Genomic DNA, 23,414 nt, shown 5'->3' on the forward strand with positions numbered 1-23,414 from the left:
TTATTTTCCTTCTACTTTTATCTCTTCTAAAATTTGACGTTCTTCGTCTGTAAAGGCGTAGTTTTCCAAGAGGTCAGGTCGACGCTCCCAAGTCTTTCGCAAACTCTGTTCCATACGCCAACGTCGAATATTAACATGGTGACCTGACAAGAGTACATCTGGCACCTTCATGCCACGAAACTCAGCTGGGCGAGTGTACTGTGGAAATTCCAAAAGCCCTGATGAGAAACTATCATCCTTATGACTAGCTTCCTTACCTAAGACCTCAGGAATCAGGCGGACAGTCGCATCTACAATAGTCATTGCAGCCAACTCTCCCCCAGTTAAGACAAAGTCTCCTAGTGATATTTCATCAGTCACTAAGGTTTTGATGCGCTCATCATAGCCCTCATAGTGACCACAGATAAAGACCAATTCCTCTTCTTGCGCCAATTCCTCTGCATAGGCCTGATCAAAGGTACGACCTGCAGGATCCAAGAGAATAACACGAGGCTTAGTCACATTTAATTTATCAAAGGTATCAAAAATTGGCTGGGCACGTAGCAACATGCCTTGCCCACCACCATAGGGTTCATCATCTACATGACGTGCCTTTTCCGCATTTTCACGGAAATTGTGATAGTTGATTTCTAGAAGCCCCTTATCCTTTGCCTTACCAACAATGGAATGCTCTAAGGGAGCAAACATATCTGGAAATAGGGTCAAGATATCAATCTTCATCGTCTAATCCTTCCATGAGCTCAACCTCAATACGACCAGCTGCGACGTCAACACCAAGAACCACTGGTGGAATATATGGCAAGAGCAGGTCCTTTTTACCTTTACGTTTCACTACCCAAACATCATTAGCACCCGGTTGGAGAATCTCTTTGACCTGACCAATCAAACTATCGCCTTCGTAAACATCAAGGCCAATGATTTCATGGTAGTAAAATTCACCGTCATCAAGGTCTGTTAGATTTTCCTCAGCAATTTTGAGACTGCAGCCTTTATACTTTTCTACATCATTGATATGGTAAAGCCCTTTGAACTTAACGATATCAAAGTTCTTATGCTTACGGTGACTCGCAATCTCAACATCCATGATGTGATTATCTTTGTCATCAAAAAGAGCTAGTACACTCTTCTTCTTAAAACGTTCGTCCGCAAAATCTGTTACAGACAAAACACGAAGTTCACCCTGCAATCCCTGTGTATTTACAATCTTTCCAACGTTATAATATGTCATTTAACTTCCTTATTAATTCTTATTCAAATCAAACCATGAGTCAACGAATTATCAAGTAGCCTATGACGGCATCTCAAAAAACGCGTTTTAAACCAGGTTAGATTCTTGTTATTCTTTATTTTAAAGCGATATAAAATGTCTGGCTTAGATCATTCAACCCCTCTATTTTATCAAAAAGGACACAAAAAAACCAGCTTTCTCTAGCTGGTGCTTATAGTCCGTACGGGATTCGAACCCGTGTTACCGCCGTGAAAAGGCGGTGTCTTAACCCCTTGACCAACGGACCATAATCTGTATCTCTACCCTCAGATAGAACTGGGGTAGCTGGATTCGAACCAACGCATGAGGGAGTCAAAGTCCCTTGCCTTACCGCTTGGCTATACCCCAAAAGACTCTTATTATTTTACAGAAAAATCAGGAGGCTGTCAATACTTTTCTTAACTTTTTTTCAAAAAAAACAATCGGCATAACCGATTGCTAAGTGTTAGGAGATTTCATCATCTAAGTGACCTTAGATTGATGATTCGAGGTTGAAGCAACCTCATACGAAAAAAGAAAAGTTTTAGGATGATTTAATTATATATGTTGCTAGAAATAAAGTCAAACACTTTGACTCGCAAAATAAGAGATAATTTGCACAGCTATAATTAACCTTTTCCAACTCCTAAAATAGATTTATTCATCATCCTGTGAAACCAGATGATGTCTAAAGGCATAAACTACAGCCTGAGTACGGTCATCAACATTTAATTTCCCAAGGATATTAGACACATGGGTCTTGACGGTTTTTAAAGAAATAAACAGTTCGTTAGCAATGGTTTGATTGTCATAGCCTTTAGCTAAGAGGGCTAAGATATCACGTTCACGTGCGGTCAAATCATCATGTAAGTCCGGGTGACTATCGTGGTATTTAATCTTATTGTCCACCTCAGTTTCGATAGCTTCTTCTCCACGGTAAACCTTTCGGATACTATTTAGAATCTCTGTTGCACTGCTCGTTTTAAGCATATAGCCTTTGGCGCCAGCTTCTATGACTGGATAAATTTTTTCATTGTCCAAATAGCTGGTCAAAACTAAAATCTTAGCTTCAGGCCATTCTTTGAGCAATTCCAAAGTCGCCTGAACACCATCTAACTCAGGCATAACAAGATCCATAACAACAACGTCTGGACGCAACTCCAGGGCAAGATCGATACCATCACGACCATTTCCTGCCTCTCCCACCACTTCTACATCTCCTTGGAGATTCAAGAAACTCTTAAGGCCTAAACGAACCATTTCATGGTCATCTACCAAAATCACATTAATCTTATTCGACATTGTCTTCTCCTCTTAATATTGGCACACGAACATCAATAGACGTCCCTTTACCTTTAGCTGATAGGAACTGCACAGTCCCCGCCATTTCATCAACACGCTCTTGGATGTTTTTTAGCCCATAACTCATCTCGTCAGTCGAGGCATTCAAATCATAACCAACACCATTATCTAGCATTTTTAACTGAATTTCCTGACTATTTTGATAGAGGTAAACCTCTATTTGGCTGGCCTTGGCGTGCTTAAGGGTATTAGAGATAAACTCTTGGGCAATCCTAAAGAGATTATTTTCAATACGTTTGGGCACTTTCTTAACCATATCCTTGTAGACAACACGGATATTGGATTTATCGGTTAATTCCTTAAGAATCATCTGCAAGCCTTCTTGTAAGGTCTTGTTCTCAAGCTCTGTCGGACGAAGGTGCAAAAGCAAGACACGCATATCATTTTGAGCATCTGTCAGCATGGCCTCGACTGCCTGAATCTGATTATGTAAATCTTCCTTACTTAGTTGGCCCACCATCTGAGAGACACCAGATAGGATCATACTAGCTGCAAAAAGCTCCTGGCTAACGGTATCGTGAAGATCTCGAGCAATGCGGCCTCGCTCTTTCTTAAGAATATCACGACTTTGCAAAGCCTGAGCATTTTCCGTCTTTTGCAGATCCTTGGTCAATTTACGCATTTTATGAGATAGACGCATCATATTCTTGTCCAACTCAATATCTCCCTGACGTTTGACTGGCTGGTTATTGATAATACGACGCAAGTCCTGATTGACCGAACGCATACTATTATCATTAGCAATGGCCCAAAGAATATATAGTAAAATGAGCAAACTCAGAACCACAAAAAACATGTTAAAAAAGAAGTGAAATGCCTGAGAAATACTACCGAAAACCAGCGAAAAGTTTAGGTTAAAGCTATCCATAACCACAAGGGTAACCCCAATTAAAACAACAACTGAATAAGTTAGGATTAAAAATAGGTACTGTTTCTTCATTTACGACGTACCTCCACTGGTCCAGCTCCCACATTGAGAATCAATTTAACCGTGCGATGGGCATGCTCATACTCCGCTCCCTGCAAGGTCAATCTTTCGTAACGGAGGTCGTATTCATCTTCATTAAAGAAGGTCACAGAGCTATAGATAGCTGATATATTCAGCTTTACAGAAACATCAATTGGTACCAAGATTGTCGTTGGCCCATAAAGTTTCTGTAAAATGACGACATTTTCTCGACCCGAAACGATAACCTGGGTCAAATCAATCACATCTGTCCCAAAGAAACGGATAATATTAATATCATCAAAGTCATAGCGATCACTGACAGGTTCCATACGAGTCCCAATCCACTGATTTCGCACAGCCTGTGGATTCAAGTCGTCTTCCTTAAATTGAATGAGAGCATAGCGATTCTTTTTCTTAACCTGTGAAAAATGGTTAATCATGACATAGGCCACACCCACTAAGATAGCAAGAACCACATAGATATTCCACATGGAAACCAGAAAAAGTGAAATCAAGCAGATTGTCAAGACAAAGTCGCTCTTGGACTCCTTGTTAAAAAAGCGAACTGCCAACAAGGTCAAAACCAGTATGAAAATAAAACTGGTAATATCATTATTAAAGATGGTGATTAAGCCTAGAGTTAAAAGAAGAGCCTCCACCACTAAGAAAAAATTAAATTTGGTCATAAGGACCTCTCAAATAAAAGTATACAGGGTTCATTCTATCAAATTTTGGACTAATTGACAAAAAGACCTAGTTTGAGAACTTACTAGCTATGGGAGATAGGAGCAAAAAAGTACCTCCATTATAGGAAGCACAATCTTTAATCTACAGAAAACCTAGTCGTCGATCTCATCCATTTCCCTATTCATAGCAAGCACCGTACTTCTGATTTCCTCAAGAATGGCACGTTGTTCAGCCAACTCCTTCTCAAACTCAGCTAATTTTCGTTCAGTTTGGCGACCTGAACGTACAAAAATATTATTAAGAGAGTTAGTCAACAACCCCAGAGTAGTAATTCCACTAAACATGAGCACAACAGCAATCACCTTACCTACGATGGTTTTAGGGACACTTTCCCCGTAACCTACTGTGATAATTGTTTCCACAGACCACCAAATAGTATCTATAAAATTATGATGCTCCACAAGGGCGATAATAGCACTACTGATAAGGATGATAATACTATTAACCGAAGGCAAAAAGTAAAAACCATTCCTACGATTAATACGATTTGAATTATGCTTAAGTTTACTACTTAGACCAATTAGACATGAGATTTTTACCAAACGAGCAAAGCGGCCCCCCTTGAAAAACAAAGGAAGGTGAATACTTCATTGTAAGAGACAATAGCCAACAAGTCCAAGACATGCGTTTTAACAAAAATCCGCTTCCGAAGTGCCAAGGAGAAACAAATAATATAATCTAAAGCAAAATATAAGGGTAATGGTCTTATTAATAAATAGAAAAGAGTGTCTCCCAATAGTAATCAACCCAACCAAATCAAAAATCACTCTCCCTATGGAAAGAAGGTCTAGAATCGTCATGACAATATCGTAGCTAATAATATACCTTTTTCAGTTTTCTACGGTTTCTCATTGCGCCTCTCCTCTATGTGACGCGTTCATTATAAAAGAATCTGCCATTCCTGACAAGCAACCACATTAAAATCCCCAAGCAATTGAATCAAAAAGAGAGGCAAAAAACCTCTCTTTCTCTTATATCTAAGATTTCAAAACTTATTATTGCTCTGTGTGGGTAGCTTCAGTAGCTGTTTCGGTACTAGAGGCTGTACTTTCAGAACTAGAACTTGTAGATGACGACGAATGTGTCGTACTTGCTGAGCTTGACTGTTGAACGCTTGAACTCTCAGTTACAACTGAAATATAGAGAATCACTGCGCTATCAACGGCAGTACCAACTTGTGGGTCTTGATAAAGTACCTCTGTATTACTAGGTACCTTACTCTTATCCAACTTAACACCAGTATTATAGTCGTGATACTCAATACTACTACTTGAAATATCTTTACGATTCAAGGTTTGGACTGCTGTCGAGACAGTTAAACCAGTCACATCAGGCATAGTTATGGTCTTAGGAGTTGCCACACGGAACTTGATTTTTGCCTTACTATCTTTAGGATTGAAGGACTTGTTTTTCTCCGGACTTTGAGATAGGATTTCACCTTCTTTAGCATCATCGTCTTCAACATGTTGAATATCAATTTGATCCTCGGAAACCCCATAATTCGAAGTTAAATCCTCAATGGCATCCTTATAATTTTTCCCCTTGTAATTTTTCAGAGTGAAACCTTTGCTACCAGAAGAAACATAGACATCAATGCTTGTTCCCTCTTTACGCGTTGTCCCAGCTGTAGGGTCGGTCTTGATAACTTTGCCCTTATCGACTGAATCATTCTCGACTTCATTAACATCGCCAACTTTAAAGCCTGCACTTTCAAGTTTCGTCTGAGCTGTTGACAACTCTTGACCTACAACATTTGGCACCTGAACATTGTCAGGATTGGTAAAAACAAGATAGGCAAAAATGATAATTCCTATAAAGACTAAGCCTAGGAAAACCTTGAGTAGAGTTGAAAAGAGATTTTTCTTCTTTTTAGCTAGAGAAGCTTTTTCCCTCGGTTGTTTGCTTGGAGCCGGTGTTGGCTCTGATGGTTTAGGAGAAACCTTTTTCTCAGGACCTACTGATGGAACTGAATCAACCTTTGGCAGGGTCTTAGTATCCATCATGTCATCAAAAACTACTTTAGAATCACGACTATGACTAGGATGTAAACTAGTTACTAGGTCGCGACTCATTTCCAAAGTGCTATTGTAACGATTTTCAAGCTTTTTAGCAGTTGCTCTAATAACAACATTTTCTAACGCTTGAGGAACATTACGGTTCTCAGCCAAAATCGATGGCAGGGGCTTTTGGAAATGTTGAAGTGCAATGGTTACTGCACTATCGCCATCAAAAGGAATATGCCCTGTCAACATTTCAAAGAGCATAATCCCCATAGCATAGATATCACTTTGGATAGTTGCTTTAGAACCACGTGCCTGTTCTGGTGACAAATAATGGACTGACCCCAACATTGAGTTAGTTTGTGTCAGACTGGTTTCAGCAAATGCTACTGCGATACCAAAGTCTGTAACCTTAGCTCTACCATCCTTAGTTAATAGAACATTCTGTGGCTTAAGGTCACGGTGAATAATGCCCTTTTGGTGGGCAAGAGTCATGGCGGAAAGGACTTCCCCCATAATACGCACAACATCTTGGTTAGACAACGGAGCATGGTCTTGAATGAATCTCTTCAAGTCCGAACCGTCCACATACTCCATCACCAAGAACTGCTGACCGTCTTCTTCACCAATATCTCGAATCGCAACGATATTCGGATGGCTAAGCTCAGCCATGGCACGCGCTTCACGCTGGAAACGCGCCACAGCAACCTGATCAGTTTGATAATTGGTACGTAGCACCTTAATAGCTACACTTTCATTATCCAGAATCAGGTCGTTAGCCAGATAAACATCCGCCATACCACCACGTCCGATAGACTTAAGGATTCGATAACGTCCAGCAAACAATTTGCCAACTTGGATCATTATCCTTCCTCACTTTCTACTTTGATGAGAGCAACGGTAATATTATCATAACCACCGGCCTCATTGGCAGCGACAACTAAACGACTGGTTTTTTCTTCGACGAAACCAGGACTGTTAACAATATGAATAATCTGTTCAATTGAAATCATATTAGTCAATCCATCTGAATTGGCCAAAATATAATCTCCCGGTTCCAATTGTTGAACACCAAGATCTGCTTCAACTGGAGCAGCTTGCCCTATAGATTGCGTAATAATATTACGTTGTGGGTGAACTGCTGCTTCTTCTTCTGTCAACTGACCAGCCTTGATAAGAGCATTAACCAAGGAGTGATCGTTCGTCAATTGCTTATACTCACCATTACGGATAAGGGAAATACGTGAATCCCCAACATGAGCGAAAATCACAGCATTATCAACTAAGGCAAGAACCTCGATAGTTGTTCCCATTCCTTTATATTCTTCATTTTGACCAAGCTCATAGATTTTACGATTTTCTTCATCGATGGCAGCAATCATCCAATCACGAATATGGCTCAACTCACGAAGATCAGTATTAATCCAGTCACGACCAAGGTCAGTTACTGACATCTCACTGGCAATATTTCCAGCACGGTGTCCCCCCATTCCATCTGCAACAATGACAAGTGTAACACCAGCCTTGTTGACAAATTTATTAACAAAATCTTGATTGTTTGACCGTTTTTGGCCAATGTCTGTTAATAATGATATTTCCATAATTTTCTTTCTGACTTGCGTCAGTGTTTCCTCCTCTGTAACCCTAGACCTTCTTACGCAACTGAGCGATAAAAAAACCATCAGTTAGATACTGTTCGGGGGTAATAGCCAAACAGCCATTGACCACGATGTCCTTGCATGGATGATCCAAGGCAACTTGCTCAAAATCAGGATGGCTCTCAAGAAAGGCTTGAATCACCTCTTGATTTTCTTCTGCTATGATAGTGCAAGTACTATAGGTTATTATACCACCTTTTCGTAGGGTTTGACAAACACTGGATAAGATATCCAATTGCACGGACTTGAGGGATTCAAAATCTTGAAGATCCTTATTGTATTTGATGTCTGGTTTTCGACGAATGAGACCAATCCCTGAGCAAGGAGCATCCACTAGAATCTTGTCAAAACTATCAGTCGGAAAGACTTGATGCACCTGACTAGCATCCAGTTTCTGAGTCTTAACCTTATCAGCTAGACCAAGACGCTGTGCGTTTTCTTCGATAAGGACAAGCTTATGATCATAGAGGTCAAGCGCCGTCACATGTCCACTCGTCAAATAAGAGGCCATATGTACCGTCTTACCACCAGGTGCTGCACAAGCATCCAGAATTTCTTCCATACCTTGAATTCCTAAAGTTGGTGCAACTAGCTGACTAGTCTCATCCTGAATGGTCAATAAGCCCTCTTTAAAATAATCAGTCCCAGCAAAATAACCCGAAGATTTAACAAGCCCGACTGGTGATAGGACTGAACGCTCTGCTCCAGTGGCCTCCGCAATCTCTTCCAAACGTGACGCATCCGTTACACGCACACTAGCCTTGTTTCTCACAAAGAGACTTTGGAAAATAGCAAGGGCACGGTCCTCTCCATACTGGTCAATAAGCTTTTTCACCAACCATACAGGTAAAGAATACTGAACAGAATAGCGTTTATTGACACGTTTAATCTTGCTTGGATCTGGCAATGGCTGGCTAGATAGTTTACGAAGAACAGCATTCACCAGCTTCTCAGCTCCTTTTTTATTGCCACGATTTTTAGCAATAGAAACGGCATCGTTAACCACCGCATGGGCTGGAATCTTATCCAAGTAGGCCAACTGGTAAAGACTCAAAAGCAAGAGGTCGTAGACCCAAGGTTCAAGCTTATCTCGGTCCTCGATGACATGGGCTAAAATCCACTCCAAAGTAATCTTACGAGCTACGGTCCCATAAACAATTTCCGTCACCAAGGCCTTGTCTTTATCAGTCAAATATGACTTGCTCAGATGTGCATTGAGAGCAATATTTGAGTAAGCCCCTTCTTGGAAGACTTCTTCTAAGACTTCAAGTGCCTGTCCACGGGCTGTTTTTTTCCAATCATTGGCCAAATGCATCACCTACTTCAAGATTGCGACCAACTCCATTAAGGAAATCAGCAATAGCCATACGAGGTTTACCTGCAGGCTGAACACTCTTAAGTGAAATAGCCCCCTGACCAGTCGCAACGACCAAACTCTTCTTAGTTTTTTCGATAATATGACCAGCCTGTCCTTGCCCTTCTACTAAGTCTCCTTCATAAATTTTGAAACGTTTACCATCAAGCAAAGTATGTGCCACAGGCCATGGGTACATGCCACGAATTTGATTAAAGATGTCACGAGCCGACTTATTCCAATCAAGGCGTTCCTCTTCTGGGCTAATGTTTGGTGAAAACGTTACCTGACTGGCATCTTGAGGAACAGGTTTGATTTCTCCAGCAATGTAGGCAGGCAAGGTTTCAAGCAATAGGTCACGACCCAAAACTGCCAATTTTTCAAACATAGTACCGACATTATCTTGCTCCAGAATTGGCAAGGCCTTTTGGCTGACCATGTCACCAGCGTCCATTTCCTTGACCATTTCCATAATTGTCACACCTGCTTCTGCATCACCATTGATAATGGCATAATGGATAGGTGCACCACCACGATATTTTGGCAAGAGCGATGCGTGAACATTCACCGCAAAATCCATGCTATCAAGCAACTTACTTGGCAAAAATTGTCCATAAGCTGCAGTAACAATCCCATCAGCACCAAGCGCCATCAATTGCGCCATTTCTTCTGACCCTGACAACTTTTCAGGTTGATAGATTGGCAAGTCATGCGCCAAGGCTACTTCCTTGACCGGTGTCATGCGGATTTCTTTTTTACGGCCGACAGCACGATCTGGCTGTGTGACAACAGCGACAATGTCGTAACGCTCATCTGTCAAAAGTCCCTCCAGCACTGTCGCTGAAAAGGCCGGCGTTCCCATAAATACTATTTTTGTCATATTCTTCCTTTTCTAAATTAGGTAAAATTCTGAGGCTCATGGTCGATAATCAAACGCAGATCCTTATTTTCAGGTTCCTGAGTCATATCGAGGATCTTATTAAGCGTCTCTTCCAAGCTATCCTCAAAACGATATTTGATAATAATCTGATAATGATAAAGGTTATGTGTTCGGGCAATAGGTTTTGGTGTTGGTCCCAAGAAAGTCACCTTGTCCGACAAGTGTTCTCTTAAATAAGCCATGACATCATAGCTCTTACGGATTACAAACTCTTCATCCTTGTGGGAAAGAGTGATCCCTACCGTATAAAAATATGGCGGGTAGGCCAACTGACGTCGAATCGCCATCTCATAGGCATAGAATCCCTCATAATCCTGTTGCTGTGCAAAACGAATGGCATAATGACTAGGATTATAGGTTTGAATAATAACTTCCCCTTCCTTGTCAGCACGACCAGCACGACCAGCCACTTGTGTCAAAAGCTGGAAGGTACGCTCAGCCGAACGAAAATCTGGCAAATTTAGCGACGTATCCGCATTTAAGACCCCTACCAAGGTAACATTGGGAAAATCCAAGCCCTTGGCAATCATTTGGGTTCCTAGCAGAATATCAGCCTGGCCACTTCCAAAAGTCTCTAGGAGCTTCTCGTGAGCCCCTTTTTTACGTGTAGTATCAACATCCATACGAATCACTCTGGCTTCTGGCAAAAGTTCCGTCAATTGATCATAAGCCTTCTGTGTTCCTGTCCCATAATAGCGAATCTGGCGACTCTGACAGTTGGGACAAACATGAGGAATAGCTTTTTGAAAATCACAGTAGTGACAATTCATGGTCTTAGTATCCATATGCAAAGTCAGTGAAATATCACAGTTCGGACAATCATCCACATAGCCACAGTCACGACACATGACAAAAGAGGAATAGCCACGACGGTTCAACATTAACACGACTTGTTCCTTACGTGCCAAGCGTTCTCGGATTTTCTCTAAGAGAGGGGGCGTAAAATCACTCGCCTCTTGTCGGCCTACAAAGTCCTTAAAGTCCACCACTTCCACCTGCGGAATTTTAGCCTTAGGATTGGCCCTCTCCGTCAACTCAAGAAAATGGTAGACCCCTTTCTGAGCCCTCGCTCGCGACTCAATAGAAGGCGTAGCTGACCCAAGTACAAGCACAGCTCCATGACTCTTAGCCCTAAGCAAGGCCACATCTCTAGCATGGTAACGAGGATTAGACTCTTGTTTATAAGTAGCCTCATGCTCCTCATCGATAATGATAGCCCCAATATTTTCCAAAGGAGCAAAGATAGCCGAACGCGCTCCTACGACAACCTTGGCCTGACCAGACCTAACCTTACGCCACTCGTCAAATTTCTCACCGTCTGACAAACCTGAATGCATGATTGCTACTAAGTCACCAAAACGGGAGATAAAACGATTGGTCATTTGTGGCGTCAGAGAAATTTCTGGAACCAAGACAATAGCCGTTTTCCCCATAGCCAAGGTTCTCTCAATGAGATGTAGGTAAACCTCAGTCTTACCTGACCCCGTCACACCTTCCAACAAGAACGGCTTCCCACCATGACCAATCTGACCTGTCATTACTTCAACAGCATATGCTTGCTGAGTATTAAGCTCTAGAAAATCCGTCTTCTCTACCTTTTCAAAGTAGCTATCAGCACGATTGACCTCAACTTCAGTGATAGATAGAGCTCCAGTACCAATGAAAAACTTCACCACATCTCGAGAAAAAAGTTTGTGCAGGTCTACCAACTTTCCAGACTCATTCTTTTCTAACAAGAAGTCGCGCAGCTCCATCCGTTTCTTGGCTCGTTGCGAAATATCCAAAGTCTCTAAAATGCCCCTTTGAACACTATAATGCTTCTCCGTTTTTATATTTTGTTTATCCTTAGCAATGTAATCAACCGTTACGCGACCAGATTCCACCAGACGCGGAATAGCTTGACCTTGTTCCTTCGACAATTGGGAGAAGAGAATATGATCTCGCCCCTGAAGAAAAATGTCCCTCTCCTCTTCGCTCAGTTTATCAGTTGCCATGATAACTTTGTCATACTGTGAATTAAGGAGACCCGGAAGCATAGACTTCAAGATGGAAATCTTATAGGAAAAAACCGTGTGTCGCATTTGGTCAGCCAAATCCAGCTGATCCTGATTAAGGACTGGTTCATAATCCAAAAGTTCCGCAATTGACTTCAAGTCTGGCAGCTTTCTTACATTTTCTTGCTCTCCAAAGCCAATAACAAACCCTTGCAAGAGACGATTTCCTTTACCAAAAGGCACATGAATCCTCATGCCGATGGCAATTTGCCCCTGCATGGATTCGGGTACAAGGTAACTATAAGGCCTGTCCGTCTGCATCAGAGGAACATCTACAATTATTTGTGCAACTAACACCATATATCTCCTCTCTTCACCTTTGGACCAGCGATTTCCTAAGCTCCAGAAATCCTGAGCTAGTGATATTCATCATAAAGAAGGAAGCTGAGACACTATGCCTCAGCTCCTCCTATCCTTGTAAACCAAAGCAAGACTTTGATTTTAAATTTTATCGCCTTCTTCTTTTTCTTTAGCGATTTGTTCTTTGATTTTACGTTCTTCTTCCTCAGCAGCAAGACGCGCTTGGATAACTTTCAAACGTGCCAATTCACGTTTAGCTTCTGGATCTGGGTGGATAGTGACATTACCAGATTCAATTTCTTCAAGGGCTTGAAGCGTAGATTTTACAGCCGAAAATTCTTGAGTAGGTTCAGCACCAGCTGCCAATTCATGGGCACGTTTTGCTTGCAAAATAACTAATGAATATTTTGAAGGCACTTTATCCAAAAGTTTATCAATAGAGGGTTTCAACATCATAATTCTATACCTATTTCTAATTTATTTATCTGATAATTTCTTGTCTGAAATCATATTACGATAATGACCAATCACACGGTCAACTCGGAAGTGTTCCGCTTCAATAACACGCTTCACACGCTCGGCAGCCAAAGGCACCTCATCATTGACAATGGCATAATCGTATTCGCTCATGAGAGCAATCTCTTCACGCGCACGTTCAATACGTTGGGCAATAACTTCTTCAGAATCCGTTCCACGGCCAACTAAACGTTCTTCAAGTTCGTTCAAATCTGGTGGTGTCAAAAAGATAAAGACAGCATCTGGAACCTTTTTCTTAACCTGTAGGGCCCCTTGAACCTCGATTTCAAGGAAAACATCAATCCCTTTATCCAAGGTTTCATTGACATAGGTCAAGGGTGTTCCGTAGTAGTTGCCCACATACTCAGCATATTCCAACATTTGACCATTACGAATAAGCTCTTCGAATTCCTCACGCGAACGGAAGAAATAATCCTTTCCATCAACTTCACCAGGACGTTGAGCACGTGTGGTCATCGATACCGAGTATTCAAATTTGTGGTCAGGTGTTGAAAAAATCTCCTGACGAACAGTTCCTTTTCCGACACCAGAAGGCCCTGAAAAAACAATTAAAAGTCCACGTTCAGACATGTCTTCTCCTTAAACTAAGATTAAAATTCTTCTTATGACTCACCTTAAAAAAGAGAAGTAAATCATCTCTTTTTATGGCTTAGGGGTTGTTCAGTGATTAAGTTACAGCTCACTTTTCAAAGCAGTCGTATTTCTTACTATTTTATCAATAAAAGCGACTTTTTTCAAGGTGAGGACACCATTAAAAAGAGTGAATCTCTTTTCCCAGTACTCACTCTTTTTAAACCAATCCAGTCAAGAGACCTTGCATGAATTCTTCTGAATGAAACTCCCCAATGTCGTCAATTTTCTCACCAAAACCAATTAACTTAACTGGAATATCCAACTCTTGGCGAATGGCTAGAACCACACCACCCTTGGCACTACCATCCAACTTAGTCAAGACAAGACCTGTAAGAGGTGTAATTTTTGAAAATTCCTTGGCCTGACTAAGGGCATTTTGACCTGTTGAGGCATCCAAAGCCAAGAGGGTTTCATGAGGTGCTTCTGGCACCACACGCTTGATAATACGGCCGATTTTTTCAAGCTCTGCCATAAGGTTGTCTTTGTTTTGTAAACGACCCGCAGTATCAATCATAAGAACATCAACATCTTCAGCAAGGGCCTTCTCCATACCATCAAAAACCACTGAAGCAGGGTCAGCCTTTTCAGCACCAGTCACTACTGGCACATCAACACGACGTCCCCACTCGACCAATTGGGCAACAGCTCCCGCACGGAAGGTATCGGCAGCAACCAGCATAACTTTTTTGCCTTCTTGTTTGTATTTATGTGCCAACTTACCAATAGAAGTCGTTTTACCAACCCCATTAACACCAACAAAAAGCATAACTGTCAAACCATCTTGGAAATTAATATGCTCCTTATAAACATCGTCCTTCTCGTAGATATCCACAAGTTTTTCAATAATCAAGCGTTGCAAATCCTCAGTCTTTTTGACATTCTCAAGTCGAGCTTCATAGCGTAAGTCTTCTGTCAATTGCGTTGCAACATTAACACCTACATCGGAAAGAATCAGCATTTCTTCCAATTCTTCGAAAAACTCTTCATCAACACGACGGAAATTCGCAAAGAATTCATTCAGGCGGGCAGCAAAACCTGTACGCGTCTTCTTAAGGGTACGATTATATTTTTCTTGTTCTGTTTCAGTTTTTGAAGCCTGAACTTCTTCAGTTTTTTCCTCAACTTTACGGGTTTGAACAGCCTCAAAAGTAACTGTTTCACCTTTTTCTGCAGCAGCAGCTACCTGAGCCTTTTTAGCATAGTAATCAGCCATGACATCCGCAAAGTGGTTATCCACAGTTACTTGGCTTTCTTCTGTCACTGTAGATTCGCTTTCTTCAACAGATTCTGTAGACGAAATCTCTTCTACTTGAGTCTCTGACTCACTGAGCTGTTCTGCTTGACTTTCACTTGTTGACAAGTCTTGATTATCAAGAGCCTCAGTTTCTGAAAATTCCTGATTTGCTACAGTTTCTTGTGACTGGTTTTCCTCTTGTCCAAATAATCGATCAAATAGACCCATTTGGTTCTCCTTATTTCTCTAGAATATATTTGTGGATGGCCTCAGCCACTCCAGATTCCTCATTAGTTTTTGTCGTTACAGCCTTAGCAACAGCCTTAGCCTTAGGAACAGCATTTGCCATAGCCACACCAAGACCAGCCCACTCCAACATGGTCAAGTCATTTTCCTCGTCTCCCATAGCCATAACCTGACTTTTATCAATGGTAAGATAATCAGACAAAAGTTTCAAGCCTACAGCTTTATGAACTCCTTTCGGCATGACCTCAAGGATAATCTCACGAGACTTAAAAACTTCAAAATTCTGATATAGCTGTTTAGGTAGTTTTTCAATTTGGGCATCCAAAAATGCTTCCTCACAGACCGTAACTACCTTATTATAGACGATATTTTCAGGAATGTCATCAATACTCTCCACATCAACGAAGGTCAAGGTAGGATTAGCCTGACGATAGAGAGAATGATTGCCTTTACTCGGAACACCATAGACAATGCCATCACTGATAACATCCATAGGGAGCCCTAGAGGTTCAAATACAGCATAAATCTGCTTTAAATCTTCTCGACTCATCTCTTTCTTTATGAGGATATCCCCATTATTACGCTGAACCAAGCCACCATTGAAGGTCACACTATAGTGCTTATCATCCAACAAGCCCAAATCTTCCAAGATATGAGTAATAGCTGGCAGAGGACGACCAGTCGTAATGACCACATGAACTCCCTCAGCTTCTGCCGACTTCAGAGCAGCTCTATTTTCAGCTGTTACTTGCTTATCCTTGGTAAAGAGGGTCCCATCTAGGTCCAAGGCTAGTAATTTAATCTCAGACATCTGATCCCACCAATCCTTCCATGTAGTCAAAGACTGCCCCGTCTTTATGGTGACCAATCACTTCATCAGCTACTGCCTTAATCTCATTGCGCGCATTTTCCGTAGCAACCGCACACCCTGCAAAGGTCAGCATCTCCATATCATTGAGATTATCGCCAAAAGCAACGACATCTGAAGCCTTACGCCCCAACTCTTGACAAAGATGGTAAAGCCCAAATCCCTTGTCTATACCTTTAAGGATAATATCCATAGAATCAAAGCCAGTTGTCACTGCTGTCATATCCTCAAAGATTGTGTTGAGGTAGTCACCACGTTCCATAACAGTATCCCCTTGAAACTTAGCAGTTACCTTGAAAATGTCATCTGTAACCGCTTCAAGGTCCGTCGCCATAACATTTTCATAGTAACGTTCCATGGCCTTAAGATAGGCTGGATCTGCATCGTTTGGTGCATAGGCACCTCGACGGCCTGACAAGAGAATCCCCTCGCAAGTTGGCAAGGCTAAAGTCGTGTCTGCAATTTGCAAATAATCCTTAGGTTCTAGCTTGGACTCAAACAGGACTTCACCCTTATACTGAACCAAGGCCCCATTTTCTGCAATAATAGCAATGCGGTCCACAAATCCATCAAAAAGCTCTTCCAAAGCCAAGAGAGCTCGGCCAGAAGCTACAGTAAAAACGTAATCTTTAGCTTCACAAGCAGCCAAAAGGTTATCCAAACGTGTCTTATCATAGGTACCAAGATGGTCTAGAAAAGTACCATCCATATCTGTTGCTAAAATTTTCAAAATAATCTCCCTTCAGGTCGAATATACTTGCCCCTATTGTACCAAAAATAGGAATATAAGTTTGGGAAAAGCCAAAGAAATTAGAGAAAATATAGCATTTTACTTGCAAATTTATCGTTTTAGTTGTATCATTACTGTAGTACAAAAATAATACTATTATACTTTTAGAAAGGAGTCTTTTATGGCTTGGACATTTGATGAAAAATCACCAATCTATCTCCAAATCGCCTATCGTGTAAAACTGAAGATAGCTTCCAAGGAATTGAGCATGGGACAACAACTCCTACCTGTAAGGGAATTTGCTCAGGAAGCCGGGGTCAATCCCAACACCGTACAAAGAGCCTTCCAAGAACTTGAAAAAGAGGGGCTGGTCTATTCTGCCCGTACCTCTGGCCGCTTTGTTACCGAAGATGAAAAACTTATTGATCAAAAACGGCACGAGATTGCCCAAAGTCTCATGAAAAACTTTGTCACTGAGATGGCAGCCATTGGTTTTAGCTCACCTGAAATCAAAGCTATCATTACTAACTACATTGAACAAACAGGAAAGGACTTATAGACCGATGACTGATATTGTAACTCTAACAAATCTCACCAAGACCTATAATGGTATTCCAGCCCTTAGAGATGTGACCATGTCCATTCCTTCTGGTAAAATCATTGGTCTCTTAGGACCAAACGGTAGTGGTAAAACAACTCTCATCAAGATTTTGAATGGCCTCCTCCAACCAACTTCTGGTTTAGTAACTATTAATGGATTTCAGCCATCACCTATCACTAAAGCTCAAGTGGCATATCTACCCGATACAACTTATTTGGATGAAAGTAAGACTATCCAATACTACTTGGACTTATTCCAAGATTTCTATGCTGACTTCCGCTATCCTCTTGCCTTGCAACTCTTGCAGGATCTAAAACTACAGCCTGATTTGCACCTCAAAGACCTTTCAAAAGGTAACAAAGAAAAAGTTCAGTTGATTTTGGTTATGAGTCGTGAGGCTAAACTCTATCTCCTTGATGAACCTATCGGTGGGGTCGATCCCGCATCACGTGACTATATCCTTAAAACTATCATCAACCAGTACTCTGAAGATGCTTCTGTTATTATTTCAACCCATTTGATTGCAGATATTGAATCCATCCTAGATGAAGTTGTCTTCCTAAAATATGGTCAGATTGAACTTCAGGGTGATGCTGATAATATCCGTCAAGCCCATGGCAAATCTATCGACAAACTCTTTAGAGAGATGTTCCACAATTAGGAGGTATGAGCATGTTTTGGAAATTAGTTAAATATGAATTACAATCGGTCCGTAAATGGTATCTCGGCATCTATGGTATTGCTATCCTACTCTCTATCCCCTTGGGTTTAATGCTTCGAAAATTAACGGTCACCTTTGAACACAGCCACAAGGAACCAAGCTTACTGTTTATGGCTTTCTTTACACTGATTGTGATTGCTACCATTGTTGTTTGGGGAACCATCTATATCGCAACCATTGTTCTCATTATCAAACGCTTTGCGACTAGCGTCTTTGGACGAGAAGGCTACCTAAGCAACACGCTTCCTGTTTCAGCGCACCAATTAATCTTGTCTAAACTTTTGGCAGCTTTTATTTTAGATACGATTTCATCTCTCGTTGTACTCGCTTCAATTGGCATTATAGCCACTTTCAACCTTGATATGAAAGATATCCTACTGACTACCAGCTACTTCGGTCAAATCTTAAAAGAAATGGGAGCTCTCTATCTCTTCATCCCTACTACAATTTTAGGAACAATTGGCAGTATCCTATTCTATTACCTCTGTATCAGTATCGGAAACCTCTTCAATAATAACAAAGTTCTTATGGGATTTGTCGCCTATTTTGCCATTCAGGCTATCCTATTCTTTATTGGTTTCTTCTTTGGAATCGGTGCATCCTTGACCGGAAATGCAACAAATACTATAATTAATAACTCGTCATATGTCTTTAGTCTAGTTCAATCTCTCATTCTCATCGCAGCAAGTTACTTTGGTACCTACTATATCATGACAAAGCGCTTAAATTTAGACTAAAGAAAAACCGTGTTCCTTGTGGAACACGATTTTTTTTGCATTGAAAAGACTTACTTACTTTGTTCTTTACGATAAGTCTCAATTTCTTTCTTGTTACCCCAAACGAAGTGACCTGGACGTACTTCCACCATTTCTGGTTTATCAACCGAATAGTCGTGTTGGTTTGGATCATAAACCTTCAAGACTTTCTTACGTTCCAAGATTGGATCTGGAATAGGAACAGCAGACAAGAGTGACTTGGTGTAAGGGTGAATAGGATTGTTATAGAGTTCTTCTGTCTCAGCAACTTCCACGATTGTCCCCTTATAGATAACAGCGATACGGTCAGAAATGAAACGGACCACTGACAAGTCGTGAGCGATAAAGAGGTAGGTCAATCCCAACTCTTTTTGGAATTTCTTAAGCAAGTTCAAAACTTGGGCACGGACTGACACGTCAAGGGCTGAGATTGGTTCGTCAGCGATGACCAAGTCAGGTTGCATGACCAAGGAACGCGCAATACCGATACGTTGACGTTGTCCCCCAGAAAATTCGTGAGGGTAACGTGTCAAGTGTTCCTCAAGAAGTCCCACTTCTTTGATGATTTCCTTGATTTTAGCTTTACGATCTTCCTCATCCTTATAGAGATGGAAGTTATGCAAGCCCTCAGACAAGATATAATCAACTGTTGCACGTTCATTCAAACTAGCCGCAGGGTCTTGGAAAATCATCTGAATACGACGAATAAGGTCGTTTTTCTCAGAGTGCGATAAGTGTCTATTGATTTTCTTACCGTCAAAAATAATCTCACCATTACTTGTATCATTCAGACCAATAATGGCACGTCCGATAGTAGTTTTACCACTACCAGACTCACCAACGAGGGAAAAGGTTTCACCCTTGTTGATGAAAAAATTAGCATTGTGGACCGCAACGAATTTCTTGCTTCCCTCACCGAAGGAAATCTCCACATCTTTTACTTCAACTAACTTCTCAGACATTGCCTTCCTCCTCATCTCCTAAATGTGCAAATCCCATATTAGCACGGATTTTTTCATGTAGATTTTGGATAACCGCAGGTTTTTCAACCTTTGGTGCATCCTCATGTAAGAGCCAGGTCTTAGCCCAGTGAGTATCTGAAACTTGGAATTGTGGTGCTTTTTCCTCAAAGTCAATTTGCATAGCATAGTCTGAACGCAAGGCAAAGGCATCTCCAACAACCGGTGTATAAAGTGATGGTGGTGTCCCTGGAATTGAGAAAAGCTCACCCTTATCGTCAGCCAACTGTGGTAAGCTTGAAAGCAAGCTCCACGTGTATGGGTGACAAGGCTCATAGAAAATTTCCTCAACAGTTGCGTACTCAATGATTTCACCAGCATACATAACAGCAACCTTGTCAGCGATACTTGCTACCACACCAAGGTCATGGGTAATGAAAATCACTGAGAAACCGTACTCCTCTTTGAGAGATTTCAAGAGGTCAATGATTTGAGCTTGAATGGTCACATCAAGGGCAGTTGTTGGCTCGTCACAGATAAGGACATCAGGACGACAAGCCAAGGCAATGGCGATGACGATACGTTGACGCATCCCACCAGAGTATTGAAAAGGATATTCGTTGAAACGTTTTTCAGCATCAGGAATACCAACCTTATCCATGTAATCAATAGCCATTTTTTTAGCTTCTTTGACTGATTTTCCTTGGTGTTTGACAATGACTTCAACAATTTGGCTACCAATAGTCTTAATTGGGTCAAGACTGGTCATAGGATCTTGGAAAATAGTCGCAATCTTAGCTCCACGAATAGGTGCCCAATCTTGGTGACTCTTAAGCTTGGTCAAATCTTGGCCACGATAATCAATAGAACCGCTAGCTACACGACCATTTTCTTCAAGCATCCCTGTGAAAGTCTTAGTCAATACTGATTTACCTGAACCAGACTCACCAACCAAGGCTAAAACTTCACCTTCAACCAAATCAAGGGACACTCCTCGAATAGCTGTCAAAACACGGTCACGAACGTCAAACTCCACGACGATATCGCGAGCCGATAATATTACATTTTTATTTTCTGTCATATTGGACTCCTATCTATGCGTACGTGGGTCGCTGGCATCCGCCAAGTTTTGACCGACAATAAAGAGGGCAAGGGAAACGAGGATCAAGGTAGTCAATGGAATCCAGAAGAGATAAGCATTGACTGTAACGTTCTGTGCATAGTCTGAAATCAAACGACCAAGACTAGGCGTAGTAACGGGAAGTCCCAAACCAAAGTATGAAAGAAAGGCCTCATAAGAGATAAATCCTGGCAAAAGTTGACTAGCCATGGTTACGATAACTGACACAAGTTGTGGCATGATATTTTTAACCACAATCTTAGCAGTTGGTGTTCCCAAAGTACGAGAAGCCAAGTTATACTCCAAATCACGGTAACGCATGATTTGAATACGGATAGTATAGGCAATACCAATCCATCCTGTAACAGTCATGGCAAAGATCATATTCCAGAAACCAGAACCCAATGAGTAAGTCAAGACGATAACCACAAGGAGGTCAGGAATATTTGAGATGATGTTGTAGATTTCCATCATAATCATATCGAAGGTCTTAGAAATCCCCCAAACAGCACCAACAATCAAACCAATTATAACATTAAGGAAGGTAGCGATAACAGCAATAAGGATAGAATTACGAGCTCCGAACCAAACACTGTCAAATAGAGACTTACCATTACTGTCAGTACCGAACCAGTATTGAGCGTTTGGATGTACATAACGCAAACTGAAATCATTTACTTTTGAGACATCATTGAAGTCAAATTTAGAAAACATTGGGTAGATGAAACTCATCAAAACAATGGCAATCAAGATACCTAACATGACAACTGTTGATTTCTTTTTAAAAAATTGACGCATCACTGATTTCCAGTATGAGTAAGCCGGTGCATCAATTGTTTCAGAGGCAAAATCATCGCGCTTTACAAATTGGAACTTACTTTTATCAATTGAAGCCATTATTTACCTCCTTTAGATGTCAATTTGATACGTGGGTCAATCATAGTCATAAGGATATCACCCACAAGCAATGAGAAGATGGTGAGGGCTGTGAAAATAAATACCAGACCAACAACCATAGCATTATTAGAAGCACGAACAGAATCGATCAACATTTTACCCATACCAGGGTAGGCGAAGATTGTTTCTGTCAAGGTAGCCCCTGTAATAACCCCAACAATAGATGCTGGAATTCCTGAAACCAAGGAAACCATAGAATTCTTGAAAATGTGCCTGTTCGAAATTTCTTGTTCTGACAACCCTTTGGCACGTGCAAAACGAACGAAGTCTTGTGATTGCAAGTCAATCATGTAACGACGAATCCAAATAGCAAGACCTGGTGTTGACAAGAGACCGAGAATAACAGATGGCAAGACGTATGAACGCCAGTCACCTGCACCCAAGATAGGGAAGGAATCTGGAAGACCAATCTCAGAACCAATCAAACGAATGATATAAACCAAGGCGATGGTTGGTAGTGAAAGCAAGAAAGTCAAGACACCTGTTGACACACTATCAAAGAGTGTATTTTTAAAGCGTGCCATGTAAGATCCCAATGGAATCGCTAAGGCATAAGACAAGACCAAACCAATCAAACCTGCAATGGCAGAGCTTGTCACCATTGATGGGTATTGATAGCGACTCTTAGTAGATGTGTACGGATCATCACCATAGTAAGAACGATCTCTAGCGTCAGCCTGACTAGGTGATTTATAAGTACGAGAATAGATATCTACTGAAGATATTTTCTTACCAGTAGGGAAGTTAACCTCAGAGCTTTGTGTTTGCCCTTGGCCTTGAGTAATAACATCAAGAACACCTTGCTCAGCATAAGTTGGGTATGAAGTTCCAAGATTCATCTTCACAAAGTTTTGGTGAACAAATGGGAACTGACTGTTAAAGTAAAGCAAATATTTGTGCTTAGTCCCTGAACCAACAACTGACCAACCAATAGCTGGATCATTTTCAATACGGATGTAACGCTTCAAGTTTGGATTCGTTTTATCTTTAACCCATCCAGTATTGTCAAATTCAAAGAGGTGCGTGTAGAATTCAAACACACGTTCAAGCACTGGTACATCACGTGTCGCATAGAACTGCTTACTTTGCTTAAACTGATGCAAACTCCAGCCATGTCCCAAACTATCCACATATTTTTGGTAGATAGCTTTATTGGCTTTTGTTGGCTTAGTGGTTACTGACTTATCAAGGGAGCTAGCTTTCTCCTGCAACTCCTTGGTGTCATAGTAATCAATGTAACCCATACGTTCAAAGATTGTATTTTCATAGTTAGCCTTAGAATCAGCTGTCTTAGCAATCTTGTTGTAGTTTGGGTCCTGTCTGAAAATCAAACGCCTCGGCACCATGGTATAGATAATCGTGTAGGTCAAGGCCGTCACGACAAATATTGACAATAGAGAACGGAGGGTTCTCAATAAAATGTATTTTTTCATGTCTCTTCCT

General features: G+C 41.2%; 23 protein-coding genes and 2 tRNA genes. 3 read left to right on the top strand and 22 right to left on the bottom strand.

The window, feature by feature from the left end; genetic code table 11:
• The 18 genes from trmD to EL076_RS07040 form a co-directional block, all read right to left on the bottom strand.
• Positions 1–720, bottom strand: coding sequence for a tRNA (guanosine(37)-N1)-methyltransferase TrmD (gene trmD, locus EL076_RS06955; protein WP_126429834.1), 720 nt, complete (start codon positions 718–720; stop codon positions 1–3).
• Positions 710–1,228, bottom strand: coding sequence for a ribosome maturation factor RimM (gene rimM / locus EL076_RS06960; protein ID WP_126429836.1), 519 nt, complete (start codon positions 1,226–1,228; stop codon positions 710–712). Before rimM ends, trmD begins: the two co-directional genes overlap by 11 nt.
• A gap of 214 nt (positions 1,229–1,442) precedes the next feature.
• Positions 1,443–1,514: transfer RNA gene (locus EL076_RS06965), tRNA-Glu, on the bottom strand.
• 29 nt (positions 1,515–1,543) lie between these two features.
• A tRNA-Gln gene (locus EL076_RS06970) sits at positions 1,544–1,615 on the bottom strand.
• 288 nt (positions 1,616–1,903) lie between these two features.
• Positions 1,904–2,548 (bottom strand): response regulator transcription factor, encoded by a 645-nt coding sequence (locus tag EL076_RS06975; RefSeq protein ID WP_003094523.1) that lies wholly within the window; start codon positions 2,546–2,548, stop codon positions 1,904–1,906.
• Positions 2,538–3,548, bottom strand: a complete 1,011-nt coding sequence (locus EL076_RS06980) for an envelope stress sensor histidine kinase LiaS (protein ID WP_048788123.1) — start codon at positions 3,546–3,548, stop codon at positions 2,538–2,540. The genes EL076_RS06975 and EL076_RS06980 overlap by 11 nt, the downstream gene beginning before the upstream one ends.
• Complete coding sequence (liaF, locus tag EL076_RS06985) at positions 3,545–4,243, bottom strand: cell wall-active antibiotics response protein LiaF (RefSeq protein WP_003096617.1); 699 nt, start codon at positions 4,241–4,243, stop codon at positions 3,545–3,547. The genes EL076_RS06980 and liaF overlap by 4 nt, the downstream gene beginning before the upstream one ends.
• A 153-nt stretch (positions 4,244–4,396) precedes the next feature.
• Positions 4,397–4,846: a potassium channel family protein gene (locus EL076_RS10340; RefSeq protein WP_232009625.1), complete on the bottom strand. Its 450-nt coding sequence runs from the start codon at positions 4,844–4,846 to the stop codon at positions 4,397–4,399.
• A 453-nt stretch (positions 4,847–5,299) separates the two neighbouring features.
• The gene (gene pknB, locus EL076_RS06995) at positions 5,300–7,168 is read right to left on the bottom strand and encodes a Stk1 family PASTA domain-containing Ser/Thr kinase (protein WP_126429838.1); all 1,869 of its coding nucleotides are present in this window, start codon (positions 7,166–7,168) and stop codon (positions 5,300–5,302) included.
• Positions 7,168–7,905: a Stp1/IreP family PP2C-type Ser/Thr phosphatase gene (locus tag EL076_RS07000; RefSeq protein WP_126429840.1), complete on the bottom strand. Its 738-nt coding sequence runs from the start codon at positions 7,903–7,905 to the stop codon at positions 7,168–7,170. The genes pknB and EL076_RS07000 overlap by 1 nt, the downstream gene beginning before the upstream one ends.
• A gap of 43 nt (positions 7,906–7,948) precedes the next feature.
• Positions 7,949–9,271, bottom strand: coding sequence for a 16S rRNA (cytosine(967)-C(5))-methyltransferase RsmB (gene rsmB, locus EL076_RS07005; protein ID WP_126429842.1), 1,323 nt, complete (start codon positions 9,269–9,271; stop codon positions 7,949–7,951).
• Entirely contained in the window at positions 9,261–10,196 is a 936-nt protein-coding gene (fmt, locus tag EL076_RS07010) for a methionyl-tRNA formyltransferase (protein WP_126429845.1), read from the bottom strand. The genes rsmB and fmt overlap by 11 nt, the downstream gene beginning before the upstream one ends.
• Before the next feature lie 17 nt (positions 10,197–10,213).
• Positions 10,214–12,610, bottom strand: a complete 2,397-nt coding sequence (locus tag EL076_RS07015) for a primosomal protein N' (RefSeq protein ID WP_126429847.1) — start codon at positions 12,608–12,610, stop codon at positions 10,214–10,216.
• 141 nt (positions 12,611–12,751) lie between these two features.
• Positions 12,752–13,066 (bottom strand): DNA-directed RNA polymerase subunit omega, encoded by a 315-nt coding sequence (gene rpoZ / locus EL076_RS07020; protein ID WP_003093276.1) that lies wholly within the window; start codon positions 13,064–13,066, stop codon positions 12,752–12,754.
• 21 nt (positions 13,067–13,087) lie between these two features.
• Positions 13,088–13,717, bottom strand: coding sequence for a guanylate kinase (gene gmk, locus EL076_RS07025; protein WP_003094729.1), 630 nt, complete (start codon positions 13,715–13,717; stop codon positions 13,088–13,090).
• Between the two features lie 220 nt (positions 13,718–13,937).
• Complete coding sequence (ftsY, locus tag EL076_RS07030) at positions 13,938–15,242, bottom strand: signal recognition particle-docking protein FtsY (protein WP_064519010.1); 1,305 nt, start codon at positions 15,240–15,242, stop codon at positions 13,938–13,940.
• Between the two features lie 10 nt (positions 15,243–15,252).
• Positions 15,253–16,071 carry a Cof-type HAD-IIB family hydrolase gene (locus tag EL076_RS07035; protein WP_003094472.1) on the bottom strand — a complete coding sequence of 273 codons (819 nt, stop codon included), beginning with the start codon at positions 16,069–16,071 and terminating at the stop codon, positions 15,253–15,255.
• Complete coding sequence (locus EL076_RS07040; RefSeq protein WP_126429849.1) at positions 16,064–16,858, bottom strand: HAD-IIB family hydrolase; 795 nt, start codon at positions 16,856–16,858, stop codon at positions 16,064–16,066. Before EL076_RS07040 ends, EL076_RS07035 begins: the two co-directional genes overlap by 8 nt.
• A gap of 181 nt (positions 16,859–17,039) precedes the next feature.
• Here EL076_RS07040 and EL076_RS07045 point away from each other — a divergent pair, with 181 nt between their 5' ends.
• Genes EL076_RS07045 through EL076_RS07055 form a run of 3 tightly spaced genes read left to right on the top strand, consistent with a single transcriptional unit; the run spans position 17,040 to position 18,917 of the window.
• On the top strand, positions 17,040–17,417 hold the full coding sequence (locus tag EL076_RS07045) for a GntR family transcriptional regulator (protein WP_003094041.1): 378 nt from the start codon (positions 17,040–17,042) through the stop codon (positions 17,415–17,417).
• A gap of 4 nt (positions 17,418–17,421) precedes the next feature.
• On the top strand, positions 17,422–18,120 hold the full coding sequence (locus EL076_RS07050; protein WP_003094313.1) for an ABC transporter ATP-binding protein: 699 nt from the start codon (positions 17,422–17,424) through the stop codon (positions 18,118–18,120).
• Between the two features lie 11 nt (positions 18,121–18,131).
• Positions 18,132–18,917, top strand: coding sequence for an ABC transporter permease (locus EL076_RS07055; RefSeq protein ID WP_126429851.1), 786 nt, complete (start codon positions 18,132–18,134; stop codon positions 18,915–18,917).
• A 50-nt stretch (positions 18,918–18,967) separates the two neighbouring features.
• Here EL076_RS07055 and EL076_RS07060 read toward each other — a convergent pair whose 3' ends face one another.
• Genes EL076_RS07060 through EL076_RS07075 form a run of 4 tightly spaced genes read right to left on the bottom strand, consistent with a single transcriptional unit; the run spans position 18,968 to position 23,404 of the window.
• A complete protein-coding gene (locus EL076_RS07060; RefSeq protein WP_126429853.1) occupies positions 18,968–19,897 on the bottom strand; it encodes an ATP-binding cassette domain-containing protein in 930 nt (309 codons plus the stop codon).
• Complete coding sequence (locus EL076_RS07065; RefSeq protein ID WP_003093342.1) at positions 19,890–20,975, bottom strand: ABC transporter ATP-binding protein; 1,086 nt, start codon at positions 20,973–20,975, stop codon at positions 19,890–19,892. Before EL076_RS07065 ends, EL076_RS07060 begins: the two co-directional genes overlap by 8 nt.
• 9 nt (positions 20,976–20,984) lie before the next feature.
• Positions 20,985–21,911, bottom strand: coding sequence for an oligopeptide ABC transporter permease OppC (gene oppC / locus EL076_RS07070; protein ID WP_003094850.1), 927 nt, complete (start codon positions 21,909–21,911; stop codon positions 20,985–20,987).
• Positions 21,911–23,404 carry an ABC transporter permease gene (locus EL076_RS07075; RefSeq protein WP_126429855.1) on the bottom strand — a complete coding sequence of 498 codons (1,494 nt, stop codon included), beginning with the start codon at positions 23,402–23,404 and terminating at the stop codon, positions 21,911–21,913. The genes oppC and EL076_RS07075 overlap by 1 nt, the downstream gene beginning before the upstream one ends.
• Positions 23,405–23,414 lie beyond the last annotated feature (10 nt).

The sequence above is a fragment of the Streptococcus vestibularis genome, assembly GCF_900636445.1.
GTDB lineage: Bacteria > Bacillota > Bacilli > Lactobacillales > Streptococcaceae > Streptococcus > Streptococcus vestibularis.